The following is a 26,290-nucleotide window of genomic DNA, read 5'->3' as shown; positions in this document are numbered from 1 at the left end:
AAACTACACTTCCCCTTCATTTTCACCAAGTGATATAATCTCGTAGTGGTGAAGAGCCCTTTTATCTTCTGGTGGCAATTGCATATAATCCGCTCCGTAAATGGCTGTTAGATATTCTTTGTATTTGTAAGGACAACAAAGTTTAAGATCTTCAAACTGTAATAGGACTGGTTCTCCAAAGTAATCGCTCGGTACTATCTCTCTTAATTTGTAAGCTCCCGTAAAATTTCCTGCGTAAGCTTCATCAAACGAATATTTTTTTATCGTTTGTAAATATTTTTTCTGTGCCCAAGTAAAGGAAATAATCTTCTCAATATTAACAGCATTCGCAAAAGCAATAATTATCTTTTCAATGAATGGTCGATTTTCTTTTTTCTGATTCACCAAACTATTGAATTGCGAGAGTTGAACCATCATCCTTGTGTACAAGTATCTCAAAGAATGAATTTTTTTCTTTAAAGCATTAGATGGCATACCATCTAGCGGAAAAATGTCTATCCACAAACTTTCTACCAATTCTTCTTTACTATAATTCATGATGATTTTTGTAGAATCATCTCGAATCACAGAGAATGCTTTTTTATAGTCTAATGTATCTTCGCTTAAAAACTTGTAGTTTTCTGGCAAGACATTTGAAGCTATTTTTTTAAACTTTTCGTAATCCTCTCTCGGCATACCGATATCAATGTCATCATCCCAAGGTATGAAACCATTATGACGTACCGCTCCTAGCAAGGTCCCACCCAGAGCATAGTAGGTTAGGTTATTTTCTTCGCAAATATTAATAAACTCTTTCAAAATAGATAAAATCTTATCTTGAATGATTTTGATATCCGACATACTTTCCTCCTATATAAATCGAAATAAAACCGTCTTCCCAGTCTATGCTCTTTTAAGTTCTTGTTAAATACTTCTTACCATTTCACTATACGATTTTTTCAAACGAATGTCCCCCGAGTTCTTCGTTGCTTTCATCAGAAAACTGATAATCCGGGTAGATTAAAGCGCCTACCAAGATCCAAAAAATATTATTATGAAGATAGAAATTCAAATCATCAATCATGGAATGAAAACTCATTAATATCAAAATGAGAGCAAGAACCCACTGGCGTTTCTTAATTATTTTAGACAAAGTCAAAGTTAGGACTGAGAGCATCAATCCCAGGATGAGTAAGCCAAATCTTTGTAAAACTTGGACATACAAATTGTCTACATACAGATAATAGGTCTGATAGTTTCTAACTCCTTCAACAGTCAGACCGTTACCGTACCATTCAACTGGTCGTCCTAGCAATCCAAAACCATACAGATTTAAAGATTTATTTGCTAAGTATAGACGGCCTCCTAACATATGATTCACTTTAAAAAGAAGGTCATTAATAAAAGAATAACCTGAATTGAGATAGGTAAATGAGACCCAAAAACTAATGATTGCATTTACAATAAAAGTCAATTTAAAAGCTTTAAAAACATATCCTAGTTTAGATAATAGCTCAGGGAACCATTTCATTAGCAAACTGCATGCCAACAATATACAGGAACTGAAAAATGTTAAACGAGAATCCGTTTGATCATATACCCAATACACAGAAAGGGATAACAGTAGCCATTTCCAATATTGGATTTTGTTTTGCTTTAAATAAAACACAATAGCGACTATGTCCATCAGTAACATTGATGGAAATAAGGCGTAACGAAATCCTAGATAACTTCGTACTCGAGACTCAGAAACTTCTATATAATTCGTTATTATTCCAACTTTTGCACTGACAATAATAAAGAACAATAAACACGTACTAACGACTAATGAAGTTTGCGCCACCTTCTTAAAGGGAACATCTCGTAAAGCGTAAATAAATAATATGCTTACAGGAACTTCTGAACCGAGAGCAGTCATTTCCCCCACGATAAAATAAATTAAAATTGTTGCAAACAATCCAATGAGCGCTCTATAATCGTACTTTCTTTTAAACATCTCTTTAACGAACAAAAGAAAAATCGAGAAAGCTATCGCTAATTTATAAACTGTTCCAGGTATATATCGAGCATAAAAAGTCACATTTAATATCGAAACCGTTAAAAATATTCCTAAGGCAACAAGAGCCAAGAGCTCTGGCAAAGATTTTATTTTTACTACTAATTTCATCCTTATTCTTTTATCCCTATCTAAAAACTCTGTCCATATTTTTTCCCGAAGAATTTTGCTTGTAGGAAGGATTTCCCTTTTTGAATCAAGTCAATTTTCTCCATATAGATAAACGGAATCTCTTTTACCCGCAAATCTTGCTTTGCCAACCAAACATTGAACAAGCGTTCGCTGACACGACCAAATAATCTAGCGTCAAAAGCAGAATAATCTCTAATATCTAATCTTCTATAGAGAGCATCGATAATCGGGAACAACCATTCACAATAGGCTACTACATTTTCTTTGGACATGATAAACATATTGAACATATAACCACTGCGCTGTTTCATGACCCGATCAAAGACCTCGATATAATCCGGTCTCAACTCGCTAACAATCTGGCGGGTCACGTCTAAATGAATGGCATCATGTGTATGTGCGTAGTGTGAGTATAGTGTTTCAATGTAATATTTCCGTTTTTTAGGAACGATCACATCATTTTCTGCTAACAAATCTTGCAATTCTGCCTTGGACAGGATAATATCATTCATATCAATCGTTTCACTATAAGAATGACGTTTTGCGGTGAAATAGCGACGATAGTGCACCAAGCCGAGATAGTCACATTCTAAATTTTTCCAGGCCCAATAAAGTCCAGTCAATTCGCAATAATAGGGGTTCAAACTTGAAATATTGTCTCCTTCATTATCACATTGGTATCCTAACTTTTCTTTTCCTTCACTACCGACATGGATGGGTAGGTAAAGATCAGTATCAGCAGGCATAGTAAATTGTTTGTGTGTTGCTACGATAATTTTATAATTCTTTGTCATTTTAACCCCCTTCATTTAGATTGAACTGTTTGCTCTAAAAAAGAAATCAAACACTCGCACCCTAGTTTCATAGAGTTCACCTAAGAAACTAGTTGACTCTTTTGCCATGTTTCTAATAGACTACTCTGATTATATAACTTCGCAAGAATATTCTAAAACATGACTACCAGTATTTGATTTCGTATCAATTCCATTTTAAACTCATCAACAGATCATAAAATCCTAACAAAACATATCTGTTATTTAATGAGCCCCTTTTCCTGACAAAACTTGCTTAATGGTTAGCAAAAATATCTTTACATCTAATTTGAAAGATTGATTTCTAGGATAGTACAACTCCATCTCGCAACGCTCAGGATAATAGACTTCACTTCTCCCAGAAACTTGCCACATGCCTGTTATCCCTGGTTTGACTGAAAGCAGAAGCTCCTGTTCCTCTTGGGAATATTCTTCTAATTCCTTATCAAGGATTGGTCTAGGTCCTATAAAGCTCATTTCACCTCGCAAAACATTTATAAACTGAGGAAATTCATCAATACTCGTTTTTCTAATAAAATTCCCAATAATCGTTAAGCGCGGATCTTCGTTAGGAGGTAATTTGTAGCTATTGTCAATATATTTTTGATGTAGCTCTCTATTGGCCAAGAGAATTTCTTCAGCATTCTCAACCATTGAACGAAACTTAATGATTTTGAATTTTTTTCCATTCAATCCTACTCGGTATTGAGTAAAGAAAATGCTACCCTTATATCCTTTTGCTTTATATATGATGAAAATAATCACGGAAGCTGGAAAGGCTAATACAACAGTTCCAACCAATCCAATCAAAAAGTCTGCAAGTTGCTTAAAACTTTTGTATAAGACTTCACTAATCTCCACTTAAACTTCACCTACTTTTCATATAATCTTCTTTTCAAAATCTACTTTTTCTTATTTTTTCCCATAGGAACCGTAGTTCCCGTATAATCCGTAAGAACCATATTTTTCAAGCTGGATATTAAATTTATTCAGAATAACTCCTAAGAATGGTGTTCCTGTTTGCTCTAACTGGTCTTTAGCTTTTTGAACTTCTCTCCGTTTTGTTGCAGAAGCTTCAGTTACCAGGATAGAGGCATCACATTTTTGTACGATAATAGCCGCATCAATGACAACACCGACAGGGGCTGTATCCACAATGATATAGTCAAAGTATTTGCGTAAAGTCTCAATCATTGCTTCAAATTTGTCACTTTGAAGAAGGGCAGTTGGATTTGGTGAAACAGCACCTGATTGAATGACAAACAAGTTTTCCACATTTGTTTCGCACAAACCGTGCGACAAATCTTTGGTCCCTGATAAGTAGTCTGTTAAACCTGTAATCTTTTCTCGAGACTTGAAGACACCTGACATGACTGAATTACGAATATCGGCATCAATAAGAAGCGTCTTATAACCTGCACGCGCGAAAGCCCAGGCAATATTGGTTGAAGTGGTAGACTTCCCTTCTCCAGGTCGAACCGAAGAAAGTGCAATCACTTTGAGACCATCCCCACTCAACTGGATATTGGTACGTAGAGCGTTATAATACTCTTCAGCTTTTTTTACAGAGTTTAATCGTTGTTGTGATAATTCTAACTTTGCCATATTTCCCTCTTTACTTTAATTTCTCAAGATTTGGAATAACACCTAAAAGTGAGATGTGCATAACTTCTTCGATATCTTCTGGACGTTTCACTCGATCATCCAATAATTCGACTAAAAGCACGATAACTATAACAATTCCTACACCTGCTATAGTGGCCATCATTGTGTTTCGACGAATATTTGGTGAAGATGGAGATGTTGCAGGTCTTGCTTCCTCAAGTGTTGTCACATCTGACACTCGTGTTACTGAAATAATCTTCTGAGCCGCTACTTCTCGTAGAGCGTTGGCGATACGACTTGCTTCTTCAGGCTTGCCATCTCGAACTGAAATGGATACGATACGAGTATCTGCAGGAACTGTTACTGAAACTTTTTTCCCAAGAGTTTTGGCATCAATGGTTAAATTTTGATCAGCCACCACTTTTTCAAGTACATCCTGTGAGAGGATGATTTCACGGTAGTCTTTTACCAAGTATGAACCTGCCTGCAAATCTTGGTTAGTCAAACCTGGTTTATCTGCTTGGTTACGATTGACAACATAGATGCGTGTGGTACTAGCGTACTGCGGCTTTATTACAAACGAGCTATAAGCAAAAGCTGCTAGACCTGCTACTAGCGCAACTAAGGCGATGAGGAATTTTCGTTTCCAAAGCACTTTTACTAATTGAAATACATCAATTTCAAATTTTTCTTGTTCTTTCATCATTTCTCCTAAATAAGTTGGTCATTTATAATGTTTGATGGGTTTGTTTCAAAAAGCTCACGAGCTTTTCCTGCTCCGTATTTTTTAGCAATAAGCTCATAAGCTTCTTTCATATAAGGCGGACGATTTCCCAGATTATGCATATCGCTAGCCACTACATGAACTAAGTCCTTGTCCAAGAAATACCTAGCACGTTTTTTCATAAACTTGTAGGTGTCTCCAAATAGTCGTGGTTTTAATACACTCGAACTATTAATCTGCATATAGCAGCCCATATTGATGAGCTCCCTTACTTTTTTCTCATCATTTTCCAAGGTGTGATAACGCTCAATATGAGCAACCACAGGTGTAATCCCTAACATGAGAACTTTTGTCAAGGCGCTATGAATATCTCTATAGGGAGTATTCATGCTAAACTCGATCAAGGCATAACGAGTACCATTGAGTTTTGGGATGATGTTTTGTTCAAGTTTTTCTAAAGCATCGCTAGAAAAATAAATCTCAGCTCCGTACACGATATTCAAATCCGGTGCAATTTCTCGAGCCAACTGTTTGACTTCGCTAAAATTAGCTGCAATTTTATCCTCAGGTGTTTCAAACATCCCTTTTCGACGATGAGAGGTTGAGACAACGGTTCGAACACCTTGTGCGTAAGCTTCCTCTAGGAGAGCCTTGCTCTCAGCTCGATTTTTAGGACCATCGTCAACATCGAAAACAATATGCGAATGAATGTCAATCATCTTATTTTCCTTCCATGGTATCTTTAATGGCCGCCTTAACAGTCTCCAAGCTCGTTGGATCAATTTCTAACATGTAAAGATTGCTATCTGGCATAGCGTAAGACGGAAGCCCCATACGTCCAGTACCTTTCAAATCTTGATTGGTAACGGTATATTTCCCACCGCTTGCTAATTGAGTATTTACAAGACTAACCATTGTTTCTGGTGGCATATTGGTCTGGATCGAATCCTGCAAACTTTGAATGATGCTATCGTAATTTTTCAGAGCTTCCGCCGAGGTTAATTTCTGAATAATCGCCGCAATGACTTTTTGTTGGTTACGACCGCGATCCCCATCACCGTTCGTCAAGGAGTAGCGTTCACGAACAAAACCTAAAGCCAGTTCTGAATCAAGATGGATATTTCCAACCGGGTAGTGTTTGCCATTTGTATGTGCAGTAAACTCTTGGTCATTATAGACATCAACGCCTCCAAGAAGGTCAATCAACTTCAAGAAAGAGGTGAAATTGAGACGAGCATAGTAGTTCAAGTCGATACCATAAAGATTTTCTAAGGTATGGATAGAAGCATCTACGCCATAGATACCCGCATGCGTCAACTTATCGTTTTGGTTATTCCCGCCATCCGCGATAGGAACGTAGGCATCTCGTGGAGTTGTCGTCAAGAGAATCTTCTTGGTATCCTGATTAACTGTCATGATAATATTGACATCTGAGCGCGAAACAGAACTGATAGGACCATAGGTATCAATCCCGCTGACATAAACATTGAAAGAATTCCCTGTAGCAACCTTAGGAGCTTCCACTTTCTTTGTCAAATCCTTAGTATAGATTTTCTTAATCTTTTTAGCATGGTCAGGATATTCCTGTTCAATCAGATTTTCAAAAACGCTGTTTAAGACAATTGCTTTGGTTTCTCCACCTATCAAACTCTTATAGGATGCTAGGTAAGAAGAAGCTTCCTCAACTGTCAATTCCTTGCTTTGAGTCGTTTTTATGTCATCTATCAATTTTTTGATATTCTCAGCATCTGTTCCTGTAGGAGCAGTTACACTGGATAATTGAGAAACATTATTGATCTCACTATCTGCCAGTACCGCCACACTCATAGAATAGCTTGAATAATTCGACGTTGCATTGAATTGATTGGCAAGACTGACAAATCGATTTACAGCTACCAAAGCTACAGAGCTGAATAAGACTGAGAGCAATAGTACTATCAAAGTGAAAACCTTGGCTTTTCGTCTCACTATCAACAACAGGGACAATAAAGCGATAAGTGCTAAAACTATTGCCAAAATAACATTAAAATAACTGACCGCTAAAATCTGATACCTAAAAATCAGAAACAATAAAAAAGAAGCAAGAACAACATAGATTAGCAACAAACCTACATTTAAACTCTGCTGAAACTTACTAGATTTACCTTTTTTAATGCGTCTACTTTTCATGGAACACCTCTACAAAACATTTTAATTTAATTATATCATAAATTGCCTCTCAAGGCCATCAACACCAATCAAGAAAGCACTTGCTTTTGGTAAGTGTTTTCGTTTTTTATATTTACTATAGTTTTTACTCCTTTTTGTGTTCCCAAAACACAACTATAATAAAAAAATAGAGCTCTTAAAAAGCTCCATTTTTTATTATTTAACGTGACTTTCGAATTCTTTTTGACTCTTTTCGACAGAATTTTTACGTTCTTGTTCCCATTTGGCTTTAGCTTCGTCAAATTGAGCAGTTGTTACTACTTCAGTTTGCAATCTCATGTACTTGTAGTTACTTCCAGTACCTTTGATTCCGACAAGTGAGTAAGCTCGTGTAAATGGTGTCACACGTGTTACTGAAGCCCCACCACCATTTGAATTTACAGGGAGCAATAGCGAACTATCAATCAGCCAAGCTTGTGCGTCTGCATAATTTTCATAACGTTTGGCTACGTCTGTATTTTCTGCATCTGCCGCTTTCAATTTTTGAGTATATTGGTCCAATCCGATACTTGTAATCTTATCAGTATCCTTGCTTGGATCAAGTCCTAAAATCTTGAGATAGAATCCATCCTCAGCATTGAAAGGATTGAGATAAGTTGATGGATCTTGGTAGTCTGCAGACCAACCATCCAAGTTTAAATCATAGTCATGATCAGCTGTGGTTGGCGCTTGGAATGTCGCGTTGGCATAGTCTTCTGTTGAAATTTGAACGACATCAATCACTACATTTTCTGCCCCAAGAGTTGATTCGACAGATTGTTTAAGCGAATGAATCTTTGGAAGCAAGGTTTTGTTAACTTGGTCTACAGGCAAGTCCAAATGAATTGGGAAGGTCACACCTTGTGCTTCTAATTCTTTTTTAGCCTCTGCAAACTGAGCTTGTGCTTTTTCTTTATTGAAGTAGCCGTCCTGGGCGTCTTCAAGATTCATATTTGACCACTGTGTACCATAGTTTACCAACTTAGATGCGACTGTCTCACCAAAAGTCTTGTCACCTACTTGCACGAAAGTTGGTGGCACAAGTGTGTTACGAAGAGTATTTTTAGCTGCTTCTTCTCCATTAGACTGAGCCGAATAAGCTGTACGGTCAATGGCAAAGTTGATTGCTTGACGGAAATTTTTATTTAAAATCGCAGCTTGGGTAGCTTGTTTTTGCTCATCGCTAGTCTTAGCTGTATGATTGTATGTTTGGCGATTAACGTTAAAATTATAGTACCAAGAAGTCGCATCCTGTAAGCTATAGACGATATTGTCCTTGTATTTTTCCTTTGTCTTAGCAAAGTTTGAACTGTTTGGATAGACTCCTGCAGATGAGTAAGCACCACTTTCAAAGTTACGAATCGTCATATCTTGATCCGAACCATCAACATAAGCCAACTTAACTCTTTCAATCGTCACTTTTTCTTGGTCATAGTAATGAGGGTTCTTCATGTACTCGAGTGATGATTTTGATGTGAATTCTTTTAACAAATAAGGACCACTGTAGAGAATGCTATCTGGTTTTAATTCCCCAAATTCTTTACCTTTAGAAGTCAAGAATTCTTCATTGACTGGAAAGAGGATACTATTGGTTGTTTTAGAGTTCCAGAATGGTTCTGGACGTGTCAAAGTATATTGGACAGTGTAATCATCTACAGCTTTCACACCAACATTTGAAAAGTCAGTATTTGCGCCTGTCACATAATCATCTAATCCCTTGATTGAGTTCTGAATCAAATCAAGCGCTTGACTCTTGTTATCCGCTGCATACTTGATACCTGTGACGAAATCTTGTGCTTTAATTGGGGCGTATTCTTCCCCGTCAGCCGTGAACCATTTAGCATCTTGACGAAGTTTATAAGTGTAAGTCAAACCATCCTTTGAAACACTCCAATCTTCTGCAAGAGCAGGAATGAGATTTCCATAATTGTCATTTTCAAGCAAACCATCTACCAAGTTGGTAATAACATTAGTATTGTCACCAGAATAATCCAAAATGTAGTTGAAGGTTGTTGGATCGGCACCAAATGTTGACGAGTAGGTTTTAGCATCTGATGCTGACTTCCCACACGCTGTCAATAAGACCGCCGCGGCAAGCGTCAACCCCGCTCCAATCAGTCGTTTTTTGAGTTTCATGATTCATTCTCTCCTTATATGTTAGGTTTTATGACATGTATCTATTCTATCAAATTTCGCCCCAAAAGTAAAGTTATTTAATTATTCGCCCTCTCGTCAGTATATGAAAAAAAGAAAGAAAGCCCGCATAAAATCAGGATTTCTTTCATCGTTGTTTAAGATTATTTAACGTGGTTGGCTAACTCTTTTTGATATTTAGCGTTTGTTTCAAGTTTCTCTTTTTGCCATTTCTTAAGAGCTTCTTCGTATTCTTTAGTGGTTACAATATCATTTTGCAACTCTAAACCTTTAAATACAAACGGATCTCCCTTGATCCCAACTTGAGAGTAGGCTTTCGAAAATGGTACTGTACGACTAACTGTAGGAGAACCTCCTGAAGATGCTACAGGAATGAGAAGTGAACTATCAGATACCCAAGCCTGTGCTTTAGCATATTTTTCATAGCGTTTGTTAAGGTCGGTTGTTTCTGATGCTGCATCATCCAAGAGTTTCTTGTACTCATCAAGTCCAACTTGAGCCATGACTTCTGGATCTTTACCTTTTGTGATACCCAAGTGTTTAAGGGCAGAACCTTTCTTAGCATCCAAGATATTTAGATAGGTAGCTGGATCTTGATAGTCTGGTCCCCAACCAGTTCCATTCAAGTCATAGTCTTTTTGAGAAGGAACCTTAGCTTGAGATGTAATACTCATTTTCTCATTATCTGTCATTTGAAGGACATCGATGACAACATTTTCAGTTCCAAGCGCTGCTTCGACAGATTGTTTGAGGGAATTGGTTTGTTGAACAGCAATGACATCTGTCTGTTCAACTGGAATATCCAAATGGATTGGGAAGGTTACACCTTTAGCTTGCAATTCTAATTTTGCTTTTTCAAAGGCAGCTTTTGCTTTTGTTGGATTGTAAAGAGTGTCTTTACCATCTGTCAAAGCTACATCTTTCCACTGGTCTCCGTATGTTACCAATTGTTCTTGAGCCAATTCACCGAAAGTCTTTTCACCGACCTGAACATAGTCATAAGGTACAAGACTGGTACGGATAATCTTGTCCGCTCCTTCTTCACCATTCATCTGAGCAGAATAAGAATGACGGTCAAGAGCAAAGTTGATTGCCTGGCGGAAGTTTTTATTGAGAAGTGCTTCTTTAGTTGAAGTTTTTTGTGCTTCATCTGTCTTCGCTGTTTTATTATAAGACTGACGATTTACGTTGAAAGTAAAGTAATAGCTTGTCGCTTCTTGAGGACTATAAACAATCTTATCGCCGTATTCTTTCTTAGTTGAGTCAAAACTTGAACTAGTTGGGAAGAGGCGAGCTGTTGTATAGGAACCTGATGCAAAGCTACGGATCAATGATTCTTGGTCAGAACCGTCGTAGAAAGTCAATTTGACGTGGTCAATCTTAACATTGTCCTTGTCCCAGTAGTTTGGATTCTTTTCGTACTCAATCACTGATTTTGAAGTGAAGTTCTTCAAAATATATGGACCGTTGTAGAGAATACCTGAAGGTGTAGCTGCACCATAATCTTTACCTTGAGAGTTTAGGAATTCTTCATTAACTGGGAGCATAGTCGCTGTTGTTACCTTAGAATTCCAAAAGCTTTCTGGTTTGTTCAAGGTATACTCAACCGTATAGTCATCAACTGCTTTGACACCGACTGTTGAGAAGTCATTCGTTTCACCGCTAACGTATTCTGCCAAACCTTTGATAGAATCTTGGATAAGAGTTAGACCATCTGACTTACCATCAGCAGCATGCTTCAAACCAGTCACAAAGTCTTGAGCCTTGACCTCAGCGTACTCCTCACCTTCAGAAGTATACCATTTGACACCTTTACGTAGTTTGTAAGTGTAGGTCAAACCGTCTTGTGAAACCGACCAGTCTTCAGCAAGAGATGGAATCAAGTTTCCGTATTTGTCATTTTCCAAGAGTCCGTCGACCAAGTTAGCGATGACGTCCGATGTTGAACTTTTACTAGTAACGCTATAGTCCAATGTTGATGGATCGATGGCATATACGTATGAAAATGTTGTAGGAGCATCTGCTTTTTTCTCTGTCTTTCCACAAGCTGCCAAAAGAAGAGCTGCACTCATCGTTATCCCTGCTACTGCGAGCAACTTTTTCGATTTCATCGGTATTCTCCTTTAAAATACTATTTTTCACCATTATACCCTATTTTTTTATAAAAGCAAGGGTTTTCATGCAATTTTTTAGAAAATTCAAACTAATATTTATTAAAGAAGTTTTTACACTTATTTTAGAAAAAACTCAAGCATCGAAGATACTTGAGTTTTTAGGTTTAATTGGCTAATTCGACGCAGAAAGCATCCCAAGGAGCTAGTGTTAATTGCTCGAGTTTGTCTGGAACATCGGTGTTGGCAACCAAGACTGAGTTGACGACCTCATCTAAGCGAAACTCTTGTTCTTGACTTGAAAGGTTTACCACTACTAAAAAGCGACGTTCTCCGTCCTTACGGATATAGGCAAAGACTTTCTCAGCTGTTTCTAGCAACTCAAAGTCAGCTTGAACCAACCAGCTATTTCCCTTGCGTAGCTGAACTAGTTTTTGGTAGGTATAGAAGATAGAATCTGGATTTGCTAAAGCCTCTTCTACATTAATCTTCGCATAGTTTGGATTGACTGATAGCCAAGGTTTTGCACTTGAAAAACCAGCATAATCTGTCGTGTCCCACTGCATTGGGGTACGCGCATTGTCACGTCCAATCACACGAATGCTATCCATAATTTTCTCTAGCGGTACACCTTGTTCTAGCGCTTCTTTGGCATAGTTGATAGATTCGATATCTTCTACTTGCTCCAAGCTTTCAAATGGGAAATTGGTCATACCGATTTCTTCACCTTGATAGATATAAGGCGTCCCTCTCATCAAGTGAAGTAAAATCGCAAAAGCCTTAGCTGATTTCTCACGGTATTTGTCTTCGTCGCCCCAGATAGAGACGATTCGTGGAAGGTCATGGTTGTTCCAGAAGAGGGAATTCCAACCATCTTCAACCCCCAATTCTGTCTGCCACTTGTTGAAAATCTCTTTTAATTTCCCTACATTTAACTCTTTTTGGTAATGCCACTTAGGTTGTCCTTCTTGATACTGAAGACAGATATGTTCAAACTGGAAGACCATAGATAACTCTTGACCTTCTGGATTTGAATAACGCTTGGCCTCTTCTGGATTTGCTCCCCAGGCTTCACCAACAGTCAACAAATCTTTGTCGCCAAAGGTTGCCTTGTTCATCTCCTTGAGATAAGGGTGCAACATAGGACCATTACTTACAACTTTCTCATCCGGAATCTTTCCAATCATATCGATTACATCCATGCGGAATCCACCAATCCCTTTATCAATCCAGAAATTCATCATCTCATAGATTTTATGACGGAGCTCTTCGTTTTCCCAGTTGAGATCTGGTTGTTTCTTACTGAAAAAGTGCAGATAATATTGACCAGACTTTTCATCGTATTCCCAAGCAGAACCACTAAAAGTAGAGGTTAAATCATTGGGTTTATCTCGCCAAATATAGTAGTCACGTTCGGGACTTTGAGGATTTTCACGCGCTTCGATAAACCAGGCATGCTCGTCTGAGGTATGATTGACAACCAAGTCCATGATGATTCGAATATCTCGTTTTTTGGCTTCAGCGATCAGCTGGTCCATGTCTTCCATGGTTCCAAAGATAGAAGCGATGTCTTGATAATTTGAAATATCGTAACCATTATCATCCATAGGACTATCATAGACAGGCGAAAGCCAAATTGCTGTGATCCCAAGCTTAGCTAAATAGTCTAACTTGCTAGTTATTCCGGGTAAATCACCAAACCCATCTCCATTACTATCCTTGAAACTTTTTGGATAAACTTGATAGACAACTGCATTATGCCACCATTTTTCTTGCATCTTTTCACCTCTTTTAACTTAACTTTACTCCATCATAGACTTTTTTTATCATTTGTGCAAGCGTTTGCTCTATCTTTTTTCTTACTTTTATTACTCTGTAGTTTCTTATCTTTTATTTTTTTTATATAATAGAAAACAGAGGTAAAAAAATGAAAAAACAAGCTTTTAGTTCTGAAAAATATCTAAACTTACAACGCGACCATATTTTGGAGCGTATTCATCAATTTGACGGCAAACTATACTTGGAGTTTGGGGGCAAGATGTTGGAAGATTTCCACGCCGCCCGTGTCCTTCCTGGATATGAGCCGGATAACAAAATCAAACTCTTGCAAGAGTTGAAAGAACAAGTCGAGGTTGTCATTGCCATTAACGCTAGCAATATCGAGCACTCAAAAGCTCGTGGTGACTTGGGTATCTCTTACGACCAAGAAGTGCTTCGTTTGATTGATAAATTTAACGAACTTGGTATCTTTGTTGGCTCTGTGGTTATTACCCAATATGCTGGTCAACCTGCAGCTGATGCCTTCCGTAATCAATTAGAAAAAAATGGGATTGACTCGTATCTCCACTACCCAATCAAGGGATATCCGACAGATATGGATCATATCATCTCTCCTGAAGGTATGGGGAAAAATGACTATATCAAAACTAGTCGCAATTTAATTGTCGTGACTGCTCCTGGACCTGGTTCAGGTAAGTTGGCAACTTGTATGTCTAACATGTACCACGACCAACTGAATGGCATCAAATCTGGTTATGCTAAGTTTGAAACCTTCCCAGTATGGAACCTTCCACTGCATCACCCAGTCAATTTAGCCTATGAAGCTGCTACTGCAGACCTTGACGATGTCAATATGATTGACCCATTCCATCTCCAAACTTATGGAGAAACTACAGTCAACTACAATCGTGATATCGAAATTTTCCCTGTTCTTAAGCGTATGCTCGAACGTATCTTGGGTGAATCTCCTTATGCATCTCCAACTGACATGGGTGTAAATATGGTTGGTTTTGCAATCACTGATAACGATGCTGCAATTGAAGCATCCAAACAAGAGATTATCCGCCGCTACTACCAAACAGTTCTCGACTTTAAAGCCGAAAAAGTTGCTGAGTCTGCTGTCAAGAAAATCGAACTTCTCATGAATGATCTCGGCATCACACCAGCTGACCGTAAGGTAGCTGTTGCTGCTCGACAAAAAGCTGAAGAAACAGATGGACCCGCTCTAGCACTTGAGTTACCTTCTGGTGAAATTGTCACTGGTAAGAACTCGGAACTCTTTGGTCCAACAGCTGCTGCTGTGATCAATGCAATCAAAAAGTCAGCTAACATCGATGCCGAAACAAAATTAATTGAACCAGAAGTGGTGAAACCAATCCAAGGTTTGAAAATTAATCACTTAGGTAGTCGCAATCCACGTCTTCATTCTAATGAGATTCTCATCGCTCTTGCAATTACAGCTATGCAGAATCCTGATGCAGACCGTGCTATGAAAGAACTCGGAAATCTCAAAGGTAGCGAAGCTCATTCTACGATCATCTTAACGGACGAAGATAAGAATGTTCTCCGTAAATTGGGAATTAACGTAACCTTTGATCCCTACTACCAATACGACCGTTTATATCGTAAGTAGATTGAAAACTAGTAAGAACTTCTTATCAAGTATCACCCCTCTTCGATAGATTTCGAATCTCTCTTAAGGGGTGACTTTATTTTATGATTCTGACGATTTCCGACTATCTTCTTTTCTAATTATTCTAACATTACTTCGGGAGTTTATTAAAAATGAGAGAATTACTCAGTCAAAAAGAGCAAAGGCAATTAAAGATTTTAGAATATTTGTTTGAAAATCCTGACTGGATTTACCTAGATGATTTATCTAAAACCATTGGACACAATGCTCGCATCATTAAAAGTGATATCAAAGAATTACGTGAAATCTTTCCTGATTTTGATATTCGACACTCAACTGCGGGGATAATGATGGTGAATACGAAAAATAATGGCATTGAGCGAATTTACCAATATTTTTTACAGACGTCTGAATATTTTCAAATTTTAAAAGCATTTTTCCTTTTGGACAGCCCCTTTACCTATGAGCATCTTGCTGAATCTTTGGATATTTCCCTCCCTTCCTTGCGAAAGAAAATTGCGGATATCAATAAGACACTTGATGGAACTTACCGCTTTAAGCTCAAGGTAACCCCAATATCTATCATTGGAGATGAAAAAGATATTAGATTTTTCTTCTCCCAATTTTTCCACGAAGCTTATAATTTTCTGGACTGGCCCTTTGAGGAGGTTAAGGAAGAAAATATAAATAATTTTGTCTCTTTCTTCATTGATTTGGCGAAATTCCCTGCAAAATATCAAAATCTTTACCAAATCCGAACACAGGCTACAGTCGATTTGCACCGAATGAAGAGAGGATATTTCGTTCAGTTATCAGAACAAAACATTTCCTGGTTAAATCCTATTTTCGACCAACTACCCGATTTTCAGCATCAGTTACAAGAATTGGCCCAAGGACTTAACATTGATATCAATCCGGAAAATCTCTATCAAATCTTCAGTCCATTTGCTGAACCTAGCCTCTTCTTCACAGTCGAAGACTTTCTAGCTGCTCGTCAATCTAACGAAAAAGTTAATTTGTCCTATCATGCTGCACGAGACATTCTGGACAACTTGACTCGAAGATTTGGTGTTCAATTTTCAAATACGGATACCTTGATTTGGAATCTGCATAACACTGCCTTGCTTGAGCGAAGAGAAATCAACTCCGAATCGATCATTTCACAAAATAAAGACTATACACTTGGAAAGATTAAAAAATTCTTCCCTAATTTTTATGAAGCAACCGTCTTTGAAATGATGCGCTATAAGAATATTATGGGACAAAAGGAGAAGATACCTGCTCTTTCTCACCTAATCTACACCCTATTTACCCACGCAGAGGGGCTTACAGATCAATTATTTGAACATAAAAAGAAAGTCAAAGTCTTAGTTCTCAGTGAGTATGACTTTGCTCATCCAGAATTCTTGATATCTCTCTACGAATTCCATACTGCAAATAACATCCAGTATGAAACTTGGGATAAAGAAACCCTAAATATCGAAGAAATTAGGCAAAGTGACTATGACGCTATTATCACTAATTTTGATATTAAAGAAATTGATAATAAGCGAATCATGAACATTAGCCGACTATCTATTCTGCAAGTTGTCAACGAACTCAATAAGATTTCCATGCAAGATTTATAATAAAAAAAGTCTAGTTAAACTAGACTTTTTTGTTATTCTACCGTTACAGACTTAGCAAGGTTACGTGGTTTGTCCACATCGAGTCCACGGTGTAGGGTTGCAAAGTAAGCGACTAGTTGCGTTGGTACGACCATTGAGATTGGTGAGAGGTAAGGGTGTACGGTCGTAAGAACGATATCGTCTGTATCTTTGGCAACATTTTCTTCTGCGATGGTGAGGACCTTAGCTCCACGGGCTGCCACTTCCTGGATATTTCCACGAGTGTGGTTAGCAAGGACTGGGTCTGACAAGAGGGCCAAAACAGGTGTCCCATCTTCAATCAAGGCAATGGTTCCGTGCTTGAGCTCCCCAGCCGCAAAACCTTCACATTGGATGTAAGAAATCTCTTTGATCTTGAGACTGGCTTCCATGGCTACATAATAATCTTGACCACGTCCGATGTAAAAGGCATTGCGTGTTGTTTCAAGAAGGTCACGAACCTTAGCATCAATCAATTCTTTCTCTGAAAGTGTTGATTCGATAGACTGTGCTACGATAGACAACTCGTGAACCAAGTCAAAGGCTTGAGCTTTTTCGTTACCATTTGCTTCACCAACTGCTTTTGCAAGGAAGGCAAGGGCTGCGATTTGGGCTGTATAGGCCTTGGTTGAAGCTACAGCAATTTCAGGACCTGCGTGAAGCAACATAGTATGGCTGGCTTCACGTGAAAGGGTTGATCCAGGAACATTTGTCACTGTCAAGCTTGGGATGCCCATTTCATTAGCCTTGACCAAAACTTGACGGCTATCAGCTGTTTCACCAGATTGACTGATAAAGATGAAGAGTGGTTTCTTGCTGAGAAGTGGCATCCCATACCCCCACTCAGAGGAGATGCCAAGTTCAACTGGTGTATCTGTCAATTCTTCTAGCATCTTTTTAGAAGCAAATCCTGCATGGTAAGAAGTTCCAGCTGCAAGAATGTAGATGCGGTCCGCGTCTTGAACAGCCTTTATAATAGCTGGATCTACGACAACTTGACCAGCCTCATCTGTGTAGGCTTGGATCAGCTTACGCATCACCGTTGGTTGCTCATCGATTTCCTTGAGCATGTAGTAAGGATAAGTTCCCTTACCGATATCAGACAAGTCAAGTTCAGCAGTGTAGCTAGCACGCTCACAACTATTGCCATCATAGTCTTGCACTTCGACGCTATCAGCCTTGACAATTACCAACTCTTGGTCATGGATTTCCATGTATTGGTTAGTTTCACGAATCATGGCCATGGCGTCTGAGCAAACCATGTTGTAGCCATCGCCAAGACCAATCAAAAGTGGTGATTTGTTTTTGGCCACATAGATGACATCTGGATTTTCAGAGTCGATCAAAGCAAAGGCATAAGAACCACGGATGATGTGAAGGGCTTTTTTGAAGGCTTCAAGTACTGACAATCCGTCTTCTTCAACAAATTTTCCAATCAAGTGAACGGCGATTTCTGTATCTGTTTGTCCCTTGAAGTGGTGACCTGCAAGGTATTCTTCCTTGATTTCAAGATAGTTTTCAATCACCCCATTGTGCACCAAGACAAAACGTCCTGTCTCAGAGCGGTGTGGGTGAGCATTGTCCTCTGTTGGTTTTCCGTGAGTGGCCCAACGAGTATGTCCAATACCAGTTGTCCCCTCAACGCCTGCTGTCTTGGCAGACAATTCTGCAATACGACCAACAGCCTTGACCAGATGGCTTTCAGCACCACCTAGAACAAAAATTCCAGCCGAATCATAACCACGGTATTCGAGTTTTTCAAGTCCTTGAATCAAAATATCAGTTGCATTTGAGTTTCCAACAACACCAACAATTCCACACATAGTATATACGACACAGACAAGCTGTGCTTTCTCCTTATCGAAATTGGTATAGTCTGATTTTCTGTTTATAGAATCAGTGAAAACAGTATATACTTGTTTCTTTCGCTTGTCAAGAATAAAAATTGGTATAGCTCAATTACTTTTGAACCGCAAACAAAAAACCATTCAAAAAATAGCTCTTGAATGGTTTAGAAATATAGCTGATCAACTTATGTCTATACCCTATCGAACACCAGACATCACAGTTTATCTGTTCTCACTCCTCGCAGCCTATTATTTATTAGATTGGAAGGGATAAGTACTTTCAAAAGTTTCCACTATCTCTACTAAACGATCATCCAAATAGGTCATAGCTTGATCTCTGATTGGATTAGGAATTCCATAATAGGCCTCTGCAAGACCTCCACAGATAGCAGCGATCGTATCACTATCTCCTCCGATGGAAATAGCATTTCTGATAGCATCTTCAAAATCTTGTGACTCAAAAAAGGCTTGGAAGGCCTGAGGAACTGAACCTTGACAAGTTACATCAAAGCTATAATCTTCACGGATTTGGTCTAGGGTAAAGTCCATCGGGTAGTAATTTTTATCGATGTAGTCTCTGATCTCATGACGGCTAGAACCAGTTCTAGCCAAGAAGATCGCTACTGCAACTGCTTCTGCACCTTTTAGTCCCTCAGGATGGTCATGACTCACTTCTGTCACTGCTTGGGACAAAGCCTTTGCCTGCTCTATACTATCTGCCGCAAAACCGACAGCGCTAATTCTCATGGCAGATCCATTCCCATAACTCCCATAGGGTTGAGGATCATCTGAAAAAATCCAGTAGAAAAAATGACCGCCATATCCACAATCTGGATATTGTCTCCCTATCTCTTGCATGTATTTCACTGCATTTTTAGAGAGTTGACTCCAGTCTTCCCTACTAGCCAATAAGGCTTTAGCAACCGCCAAAGTCATAACACTATCGTCCGTCGGGCAAGAATCACGAGTGAACAAATCAAACTCTTTACTCTTATGATTATCCGCCTCAAATCGGGAACCAATAATATCTCCAATAACTGCTCCTAGCATAAGCTACCCCCCTAGAAGTTTTTCTCCTGTTCACAGGTAATATTTCATGAATTTTCTTCATTATACCATGTTTACTATTGTTTCGGTATTTCCTATGCAATCTACAGGCAGTTTTGTTTCAGCCCAAGATAAGCATAGGTTCGAGTACGTGGACAATCTTTTTCCATCTTCACCCTAAAATAAAACCGATGCTCCCTGCCGTCCTTGGTATTTTCCTTATTCAAGACAAAGTAGTCCTTTTGGTTAATAGCCATGGTTCGTAGGATGTCGTCAATCAAAAAAGTCAGGGGCACATTCATGGCAGAGTATTTTTGAAAATCTTCCTCAAAACGAATGTAGTCATCTGAGAAATAGTCCATCTGCAATTTATTTTCATAAAGCTCTTTTCTAGTCATAAACTTCCTCCTGACAAAGTTGGATTGCGAGAATGTCTTGGCCCCTTAGCAGTCTATAACCCTCATCCGTTTTAACAGAGACTTCTTGAGGAGATAATTCTCTTACTTCACCGATTATCGTGCTTTTATGATTATTCTCCTTGACCACAAAAGAGCCTTTTAGTCGATTTATATAGAGTTGAGAGAGCAAGAGCAACTTCTCAACAGGAGTCAAATCTGTCGAGAAATCGACACGATTTTTTTCTTCACTGAGCGAGCTCGTATGCTCTGATAAAAAGAAGCCCATCCACTTCTGCATCCCTGGATCCTGATAGTCCCTTGCGGATTGGAAGGGTAAATAAGAACGATCAATCATTTGAGTCCATCTAATCCTCCAGCAGAATGTCCTCCGATGAGCTTACTTCTGGCAATACTTCTCGACGCATCCTCTAAGGCAGTCGCCTTCAAAAGGGAAGTAAAGCCGAATTGTTCTCGAATGGAATCAATGGCTGTCTGGAGCCTTTCTTCTTTTTCTACTTTATCAACATCATCAAAAAGGGAAATCAACGCAAAGGATTCATCCACAAATCCTGAATAACTAACGGCAACACTCCTAACGGCCCCAGAAGTATATTTGCTGTGAAATAATTCCAGGACATGACCAACCAAAATACTGGTGTTATTGGTTGGTTCAACCTTCATCTGAGTATGGATGGAGCGTTTTTGTTCCTGCTTAGAAAAACCAAGATGAATAGATACCACTGTCGCCTTTTTACTAGCTCTTCGAAGCCTGATAGCCACCTGCTCAGCCATCTCTCGAAGGATAATTTCAATATCTCGCCGTTTGACATAGTCTCTCGGTAAAATTTGCGAATTGCCCAAGCCATGAGATTTTGGCTTATAGGGGTTATGAACATTACTCTCATCTATCCCATTAGCATGAAACCACAAGCGAAGTCCAGCTTGACCAAGTTCCTTCTTCAGGACATCAGGATTGCTATTGGCTAACTCCTTAATCGAATGAATCCCTAAACCATTCAAGCGCTTCTCCATCCGATGCCCAATCCCCCAAAAGTCAGTCATTTTAGGAATAGACCAGACCTTATCTTCCACATCTTGATAGGACCAATTGGCTCGCATGGTCGGTGTGTGCTTGGCTTCATTATCCAAGGCCAACTTAGCAAGCAGAGGATTGGCATTCGACATGCCGACCGTCGAGTAAATCCCTGTCTGCCGCCAGATATCCCTCTGAATACGAGCCGAAAGCATATCCAACTTATCTTTGCGAGAAATCTGCTGGTCTGGGACAAAATAATTGAGCGAACTAGTCAAATCGATAAAACCTTCGTCAATAGAGTAGGGATAGATATCATCTGGACTGGCATAATTCTGGAAAATGCGCTGAATTTCCATATTGACCGCGATATACTTATCCATCCGAGGAGGGACAATGACTGTCACTCGAGCCCAATCCTCGATAAATTTCACATAGGCTGGATCTGCCCGCAAGCCTTGTTTTTTGGCATTGTAGTAGGAAAATTTACGCGTCTGGATATCAAAGGGCAGGTCATAGGCACGACCGACATTTGCTTTCCCAAAGACCTTTTTGAACATAGGTGAGGAGGCAAGAATAAGCCCAACAGAATTATCCGCTCGACTCATGACACAAAGGGAGGTTTTGAGGGGATGGAGTCCTCTTTCCACACACTCAACACTGGCATAAAAGGACTTCATATCAACAAAGGCAATATCACTTTTGGGCTCTCTGGAATAATCAAAGTAGCCCATAGACTATCCCTCCATCGGTACAAAATTACCCACGATAATGCCCACAATTCGCGGATCTTCTTCGTAAGAAATGTGAATATCCTTGTATTTAGGATTGATAGAGACCAGACGCAGACCATCTTCTTCACGGTAGACCCGTTTGATATAGGTCTGGTTATTGCAAACCACTGCATAGACAGCACCATCATAATCAAATCCTGTCTCTCGAATCAGAGCCACGGAACCATTTTGATATTTGGGTTCCATAGAATCTCCAGACACCCAGGAAGCAAAATCATGGGCTAATTCCTCATTGAAGTAAACCGTATCGAAGTTTCGATCATCATAAACCGAAGCTCCGATACCAGCCGACATGCGTTCATAGACGTGATACTCGTAGAGTTTTTCTGAAATAGCAGTCACCTTCTTGGCTTGTTCTTCTTGAGCCAAATTACGGGCATAGACTACCACCTTTTCTTTCCCTTGGTTCGAGAGGCTATTATAGAGACGGACAATTTCGATTTGGGTGAAATAGCCTTTTGGTACTTTTAAAAGATCTTCTAGTTGAGCAACCTTCTCTTTAGAAGGCTCCTTGACTCCGCGTTCCCAAGCTGAATAAGCCTGAAAACTAATGCCAAGCTGCTCTGCAATTTCTTTCTGTGTTAGCTTTAACTCTTTTCTCCGAGCTTTGAGTTTTTCTGGTTGGTACATGTTTTACCTCCTAGCGTGATGTTTTCATCGTAGGTTGACTTTGTTTCCAAAATTCAACCATTTTGGTTTAGTTTTATTATATAAAAAAAGTAGACGAATGTCTACTAGAAATGTTGAGGTTTGGCAAACGGCTGGTAATGACGATGCTATAGATTCCTTATCTCAAATACTGCCGTATTAATCCACTCGTTATTCATTTGAAAGTCATTTTCTATGATTTTACTAAAGGTAAAACCATTTTTTAAAAGCACTCTCTGAGAAGCCAGATTGTACGTTGCCGTCCCCGCAATAATCTTATGTAAACCATAAGTAGTAAAGGCCTTTTCTAAAACGAGTTTAACCGCTTCGCTGGCATATCCTAAATTAGTAACATTTTCTCCAATCCTATATCCAAGTTCTGCTGTTTTTCTATCCTTCCCTAAAACACTTAAATTGATTCTTCCAACCATAACACCTTGTGTATCTCTAATAAGATGCATGTAGACATCATGATTCTCTTGTTCCCTTAACAATTCCCTTGTAATTTCTTTAAAACTTTCTGAATCAAAATAGTGAGCTGGTCTAGGAGGTAAACTTCGCTCAAAATACTCTCTATTTTCTTTTTCAAAAGAATAAACATCTATGCTATTTTCTTCAGACATCAACTCTAAACTTATCATTGTAAACCACCTCCTATCATTCTATAAATTCAAATGTAGTCATGTTCACACAAAGTGATATTTACAGAATTTACAGAGCTATCTTAATTTATTCATATCGCATCTACATTATAACACAACATACTATGAAGAAAAATAATATCCATCAAGGTCCTCATAAATTCCAACATCTTGCTAAACAAGCTGGAAACACCTATGGAAGCTATTTTTAAACCTACTTGCTTCATCTTCATAAAGTGATAATGACTTACAAATAAAGAAGAAAACCATCTCATCAATTCTGAGATGGTTAATCATTTAGTCTACTTTATAAAAAACTTGTTCTGATTTAGTTGGAGCAGCTTGACCAGCAGTAAGCCTGTTTTTACTTAAGTCAGAATCTAACCCATCTATAATAAGTCCAGCAGGGTAAACACTCATTCCATACCCTGTAAAACCAGATCTAACACTGAATTCAATAGTTCCATGGTTACCCATGCTCACTTTCTCAATGTTTCCACTGTTTACTAATCCATTTTTATCGAATGTAAACTCTTGGCCAAGTCCATTTCTCCACGTTCCAACTAGAGTAGAGAAATCTCCATTTAGAATGGCTTGCTCATCTATTTTTTTTGATTCAGCATTCGTTTTCTCTTCTTGTGTCGAAGTTCTTTCCTCCTCCGTAGTAGTAATACTATCTTGGGTAGTCGTTAAACTAGTGGTTGTCGAACTAGTCGTTGTCGTACTAGTAGTAGAACGCTGTTCCGTTGTAGGAGTATTCACTACTTCTGCATCTTGCTTCTTATGATTAAAAAAGAAGAAGAGAGAACTTATCAGCACTATAGGGATTAAGGAACATAACAAAATCAAAAGCCAATTTATGCCTTTTCCTATTTTCATTCATAACTCCTTTAAATTATTCTTATTTAATTATATCATACTACACTCATACAAGGAACAAAATATTGGACTTAAATATATTATTTGGGTGAATTTTGTATTTTTGAAACAAAAAGACATCCAAAAGAAAATTCTTGAACGTCTGTAAATGTTGATAGTATCGTATTGATTAACGTTTTGAGGCAACTGACTTTGTCAGGTTGCAGCCACATTTGTAAGCGACTAAAGTCGCAACAACTGTGTCAATTGCACCAATTTAGTAAGAAAGTATAAAAAAGAACACCCCGAAAGGTGCTCTTTGTAAGTATCGTAATTCTTTCGAAGAACATTTACTAAATTATGATACTTTACGAGCTTTCTTAAGGCCTATTGAAAATATATTATTTTTATGCTAATAAAACAAGAAGCCTACTCATACCTAAAACTGTTTTCACCCAAATTAACCTTAAAATATTTGAACCTCTTGTCTGAATCTGGAATCGAGAATTCAAAGCTTTTTTTAGTTCCATTTTCCCATAAATATCTTGTTTCAAACTTAAAACCAGAATAAATTTTATCATTTTCATCATAAAAAGAAATATTTATATCAATGTAATTGATGCGATGACCTGTAGTATTTTCAAAATTCCCCACGTATCGTTTCTCTTTTTCTGATCCATCTTCAACCTCTTCAACTACAAAGTTCTTTGCATCAAACGTATCTACTAATATTCCGTAAACTCTATTAAATTCTTTAACAGCTTCACCGGACCTCAATATATTATTTAAACTATTTTTATCTTGAACAGGGATTTCACTTATTGAATTAATATCTAAAAGTAATTCATAACGTTTATATTGGAGTTTGTTCCACTCGTTTCTAAAGATTCTATCCAAGTATTTTCGATTTATTGCCGTTTCCTTTTCATTCTTAAGGACATCAATATAGGTGTCAGCTAGTTTCTTTAACTCAGGATTTTCGAACTCTCGATTTTTATATTTCTTAAGTTCATTTAGTTCATAATCCACACAGATTCTATAGTTTTTTAGTGATTCTTTATCATACTCCCTTTTGGCAACAAACTCCCAACGTTTATCTAACCCTTTTGCTAACGAAGTTAGAAATTCATTATCATAGGTATTATTGTTGTTTTTACTTGCATTAAATATAAGCAAAAGCATTAGTAGAAGTATTGAAACTACACCTAATAGTTTTTTCCCCACACTCAATCTCTCATTTCTGTCTTTTTTTCTATTATAACACTCCTTTGATTACTGTCAAACTAATAGATGCTTTTGAAAAGTATTGTAAATATAGGCCCTTTTCTATATCAAATGAATTTCATATATTTGAGAAAAGTTGTCGATAAAAAATAACTCAAGAAAAATTTTGTGATAAGTCTTACTTTTTAACAAAAAAAGAACACCCCGAAAGGTGCTCTTTGCAAGTATAGTAATTCTCTCGAATTAACGTTTACTAAATTGTGATGCTTTACGAGCTTTCTTAAGACCTGGTTGGAAACATTTCTATTTGAATTCGTTTCAAGATGGACTTAAAATCAATGTTTTCCCACGTTTTCAGAAAGAACGATTTTATCTAATTTGAATAACTTTCATTTGAATGGTGTGAATTTTACCCTAAAAATACACGAATTGAGCTAGATTTTACCTAAAAGTTCACACCATTTAAATTGTTATTGTTCTCCTATATTGTTTATAGGAATGGAAACTTTTATTATATTTTAACCATTCTATCCGAAATGATTATCTACTAATTCCTGAATCCTACCTTCTTTAGCAGCAGGAATAGTATCTTCTAGAACAAAGTTCTTTCTACTGATATCTTGAGAGAGATTTCTAAAAATAAAATTAGTCGAGATGTTATAGATAATCTCTGAAGGCGCAAATCCATAAACTTGATTTTCTAGGATATGTTTTAATCGTTCTTCAGAATTCGGAAATACATCTTTCAAGCCTTCGCTATTATATAGTCGCTTAACACCCTCTGCAATATAGAGACTTTACTTCATGTACAAATCAATGAATGTCTTAGATGGGTCATCAAAGATTCCTGGTTTTTCTTTTTCAAGGACATCCGCCTTCAAGTTGATGAGCAACAACAGCACCACCCCATAAAAATCCATCTTTAAAAGTAGTCATCTTTTTTCCTCCTGACTTTGATACTCTTATTATAAACCTCAAACCA

The 26,290-nt window shown here is 38.0% G+C and carries 22 protein-coding genes and 1 pseudogene; 2 read left to right on the top strand and 21 right to left on the bottom strand.

Annotated elements, in window-relative coordinates:
• Positions 1–3: 3 nt before the first annotated feature.
• The 11 genes from HW271_RS01725 to HW271_RS01675 form a co-directional block, all read right to left on the bottom strand.
• A complete protein-coding gene (locus HW271_RS01725) occupies positions 4–840 on the bottom strand; it encodes a phosphorylcholine transferase LicD (protein ID WP_178894620.1) in 837 nt (278 codons plus the stop codon).
• Positions 841–925: 85 nt separating this feature from the next.
• Positions 926–2,146 carry a polymerase gene (locus HW271_RS01720; protein WP_178894619.1) on the bottom strand — a complete coding sequence of 407 codons (1,221 nt, stop codon included), beginning with the start codon at positions 2,144–2,146 and terminating at the stop codon, positions 926–928.
• 20 nt (positions 2,147–2,166) lie between these two features.
• Positions 2,167–2,961, bottom strand: coding sequence for a DUF4422 domain-containing protein (locus HW271_RS01715; RefSeq protein WP_178894618.1), 795 nt, complete (start codon positions 2,959–2,961; stop codon positions 2,167–2,169).
• A 243-nt stretch (positions 2,962–3,204) separates the two neighbouring features.
• A complete protein-coding gene (locus HW271_RS01710) occupies positions 3,205–3,840 on the bottom strand; it encodes a sugar transferase (protein ID WP_178894617.1) in 636 nt (211 codons plus the stop codon).
• 51 nt (positions 3,841–3,891) lie between these two features.
• The gene (locus HW271_RS01705) at positions 3,892–4,584 is read right to left on the bottom strand and encodes a tyrosine-protein kinase (RefSeq protein ID WP_178894616.1); all 693 of its coding nucleotides are present in this window, start codon (positions 4,582–4,584) and stop codon (positions 3,892–3,894) included.
• 10 nt (positions 4,585–4,594) lie between these two features.
• Positions 4,595–5,287, bottom strand: coding sequence for a capsular polysaccharide biosynthesis protein (locus tag HW271_RS01700; protein WP_178894615.1), 693 nt, complete (start codon positions 5,285–5,287; stop codon positions 4,595–4,597).
• 8 nt (positions 5,288–5,295) lie between these two features.
• Positions 5,296–6,027, bottom strand: coding sequence for a capsular polysaccharide biosynthesis protein Cps4B (gene cps4B, locus HW271_RS01695; protein WP_178894614.1), 732 nt, complete (start codon positions 6,025–6,027; stop codon positions 5,296–5,298).
• Position 6,028: 1 nt separating this feature from the next.
• Positions 6,029–7,477: an LCP family protein gene (locus HW271_RS01690; RefSeq protein WP_178894613.1), complete on the bottom strand. Its 1,449-nt coding sequence runs from the start codon at positions 7,475–7,477 to the stop codon at positions 6,029–6,031.
• A 195-nt stretch (positions 7,478–7,672) separates the two neighbouring features.
• The gene (locus HW271_RS01685; RefSeq protein WP_178894612.1) at positions 7,673–9,631 is read right to left on the bottom strand and encodes a peptide ABC transporter substrate-binding protein; all 1,959 of its coding nucleotides are present in this window, start codon (positions 9,629–9,631) and stop codon (positions 7,673–7,675) included.
• Positions 9,632–9,792: 161 nt separating this feature from the next.
• On the bottom strand, positions 9,793–11,760 hold the full coding sequence (locus HW271_RS01680) for a peptide ABC transporter substrate-binding protein (RefSeq protein WP_178894611.1): 1,968 nt from the start codon (positions 11,758–11,760) through the stop codon (positions 9,793–9,795).
• Between the two features lie 167 nt (positions 11,761–11,927).
• Positions 11,928–13,538 (bottom strand): alpha-glucosidase, encoded by a 1,611-nt coding sequence (locus tag HW271_RS01675; protein ID WP_178894610.1) that lies wholly within the window; start codon positions 13,536–13,538, stop codon positions 11,928–11,930.
• Between the two features lie 149 nt (positions 13,539–13,687).
• On the opposite strand from HW271_RS01675, the gene HW271_RS01670 reads away from it, so the two are divergent.
• Both HW271_RS01670 and HW271_RS01665 read left to right on the top strand, forming a co-directional pair.
• Complete coding sequence (locus HW271_RS01670; RefSeq protein ID WP_178894609.1) at positions 13,688–15,172, top strand: DUF1846 domain-containing protein; 1,485 nt, start codon at positions 13,688–13,690, stop codon at positions 15,170–15,172.
• A gap of 152 nt (positions 15,173–15,324) precedes the next feature.
• Positions 15,325–16,800 (top strand): M protein trans-acting positive regulator PRD domain-containing protein, encoded by a 1,476-nt coding sequence (locus HW271_RS01665; RefSeq protein WP_178894608.1) that lies wholly within the window; start codon positions 15,325–15,327, stop codon positions 16,798–16,800.
• A 32-nt stretch (positions 16,801–16,832) separates the two neighbouring features.
• On the opposite strand, the gene glmS is transcribed toward HW271_RS01665, so the two are convergent.
• The 10 genes and pseudogenes from glmS to HW271_RS01615 form a co-directional block, all read right to left on the bottom strand.
• On the bottom strand, positions 16,833–18,641 hold the full coding sequence (gene glmS, locus HW271_RS01660; protein ID WP_178894607.1) for a glutamine--fructose-6-phosphate transaminase (isomerizing): 1,809 nt from the start codon (positions 18,639–18,641) through the stop codon (positions 16,833–16,835).
• Between the two features lie 273 nt (positions 18,642–18,914).
• Positions 18,915–19,715, bottom strand: a complete 801-nt coding sequence (locus HW271_RS01655; protein ID WP_178894606.1) for an ADP-ribosylglycohydrolase family protein — start codon at positions 19,713–19,715, stop codon at positions 18,915–18,917.
• Positions 19,716–19,816: 101 nt separating this feature from the next.
• Positions 19,817–20,110 (bottom strand): DUF5960 family protein, encoded by a 294-nt coding sequence (locus tag HW271_RS01650; protein WP_178894605.1) that lies wholly within the window; start codon positions 20,108–20,110, stop codon positions 19,817–19,819.
• Entirely contained in the window at positions 20,103–20,465 is a 363-nt protein-coding gene (locus HW271_RS01645; protein WP_178894604.1) for a hypothetical protein, read from the bottom strand. Before HW271_RS01645 ends, HW271_RS01650 begins: the two co-directional genes overlap by 8 nt.
• Positions 20,462–21,877 carry a Y-family DNA polymerase gene (locus tag HW271_RS01640; RefSeq protein WP_178894603.1) on the bottom strand — a complete coding sequence of 472 codons (1,416 nt, stop codon included), beginning with the start codon at positions 21,875–21,877 and terminating at the stop codon, positions 20,462–20,464. The genes HW271_RS01645 and HW271_RS01640 overlap by 4 nt, the downstream gene beginning before the upstream one ends.
• Before the next feature lie 3 nt (positions 21,878–21,880).
• Entirely contained in the window at positions 21,881–22,567 is a 687-nt protein-coding gene (locus HW271_RS01635) for an XRE family transcriptional regulator (RefSeq protein WP_178894602.1), read from the bottom strand.
• A 146-nt stretch (positions 22,568–22,713) separates the two neighbouring features.
• The gene (locus HW271_RS01630; RefSeq protein WP_178894601.1) at positions 22,714–23,226 is read right to left on the bottom strand and encodes a GNAT family N-acetyltransferase; all 513 of its coding nucleotides are present in this window, start codon (positions 23,224–23,226) and stop codon (positions 22,714–22,716) included.
• Between the two features lie 297 nt (positions 23,227–23,523).
• The gene (locus HW271_RS01625) at positions 23,524–24,105 is read right to left on the bottom strand and encodes a DUF6287 domain-containing protein (protein ID WP_178894600.1); all 582 of its coding nucleotides are present in this window, start codon (positions 24,103–24,105) and stop codon (positions 23,524–23,526) included.
• 408 nt (positions 24,106–24,513) lie between these two features.
• Positions 24,514–25,308, bottom strand: coding sequence for an FxLYD domain-containing protein (locus HW271_RS01620; RefSeq protein WP_178894599.1), 795 nt, complete (start codon positions 25,306–25,308; stop codon positions 24,514–24,516).
• A gap of 527 nt (positions 25,309–25,835) precedes the next feature.
• Positions 25,836–26,180, bottom strand: a pseudogene (locus tag HW271_RS01615) (restriction endonuclease); the annotation flags it as partial.
• Positions 26,181–26,290: the final 110 nt, after the last annotated feature.

It is taken from the genome of Streptococcus sp. oral taxon 061, assembly GCF_013394695.1.
GTDB lineage: Bacteria > Bacillota > Bacilli > Lactobacillales > Streptococcaceae > Streptococcus.
The sequence above is the reverse complement of the archived record's forward strand: the minus strand, read 5'-3'. Positions and strand labels throughout refer to the sequence as shown.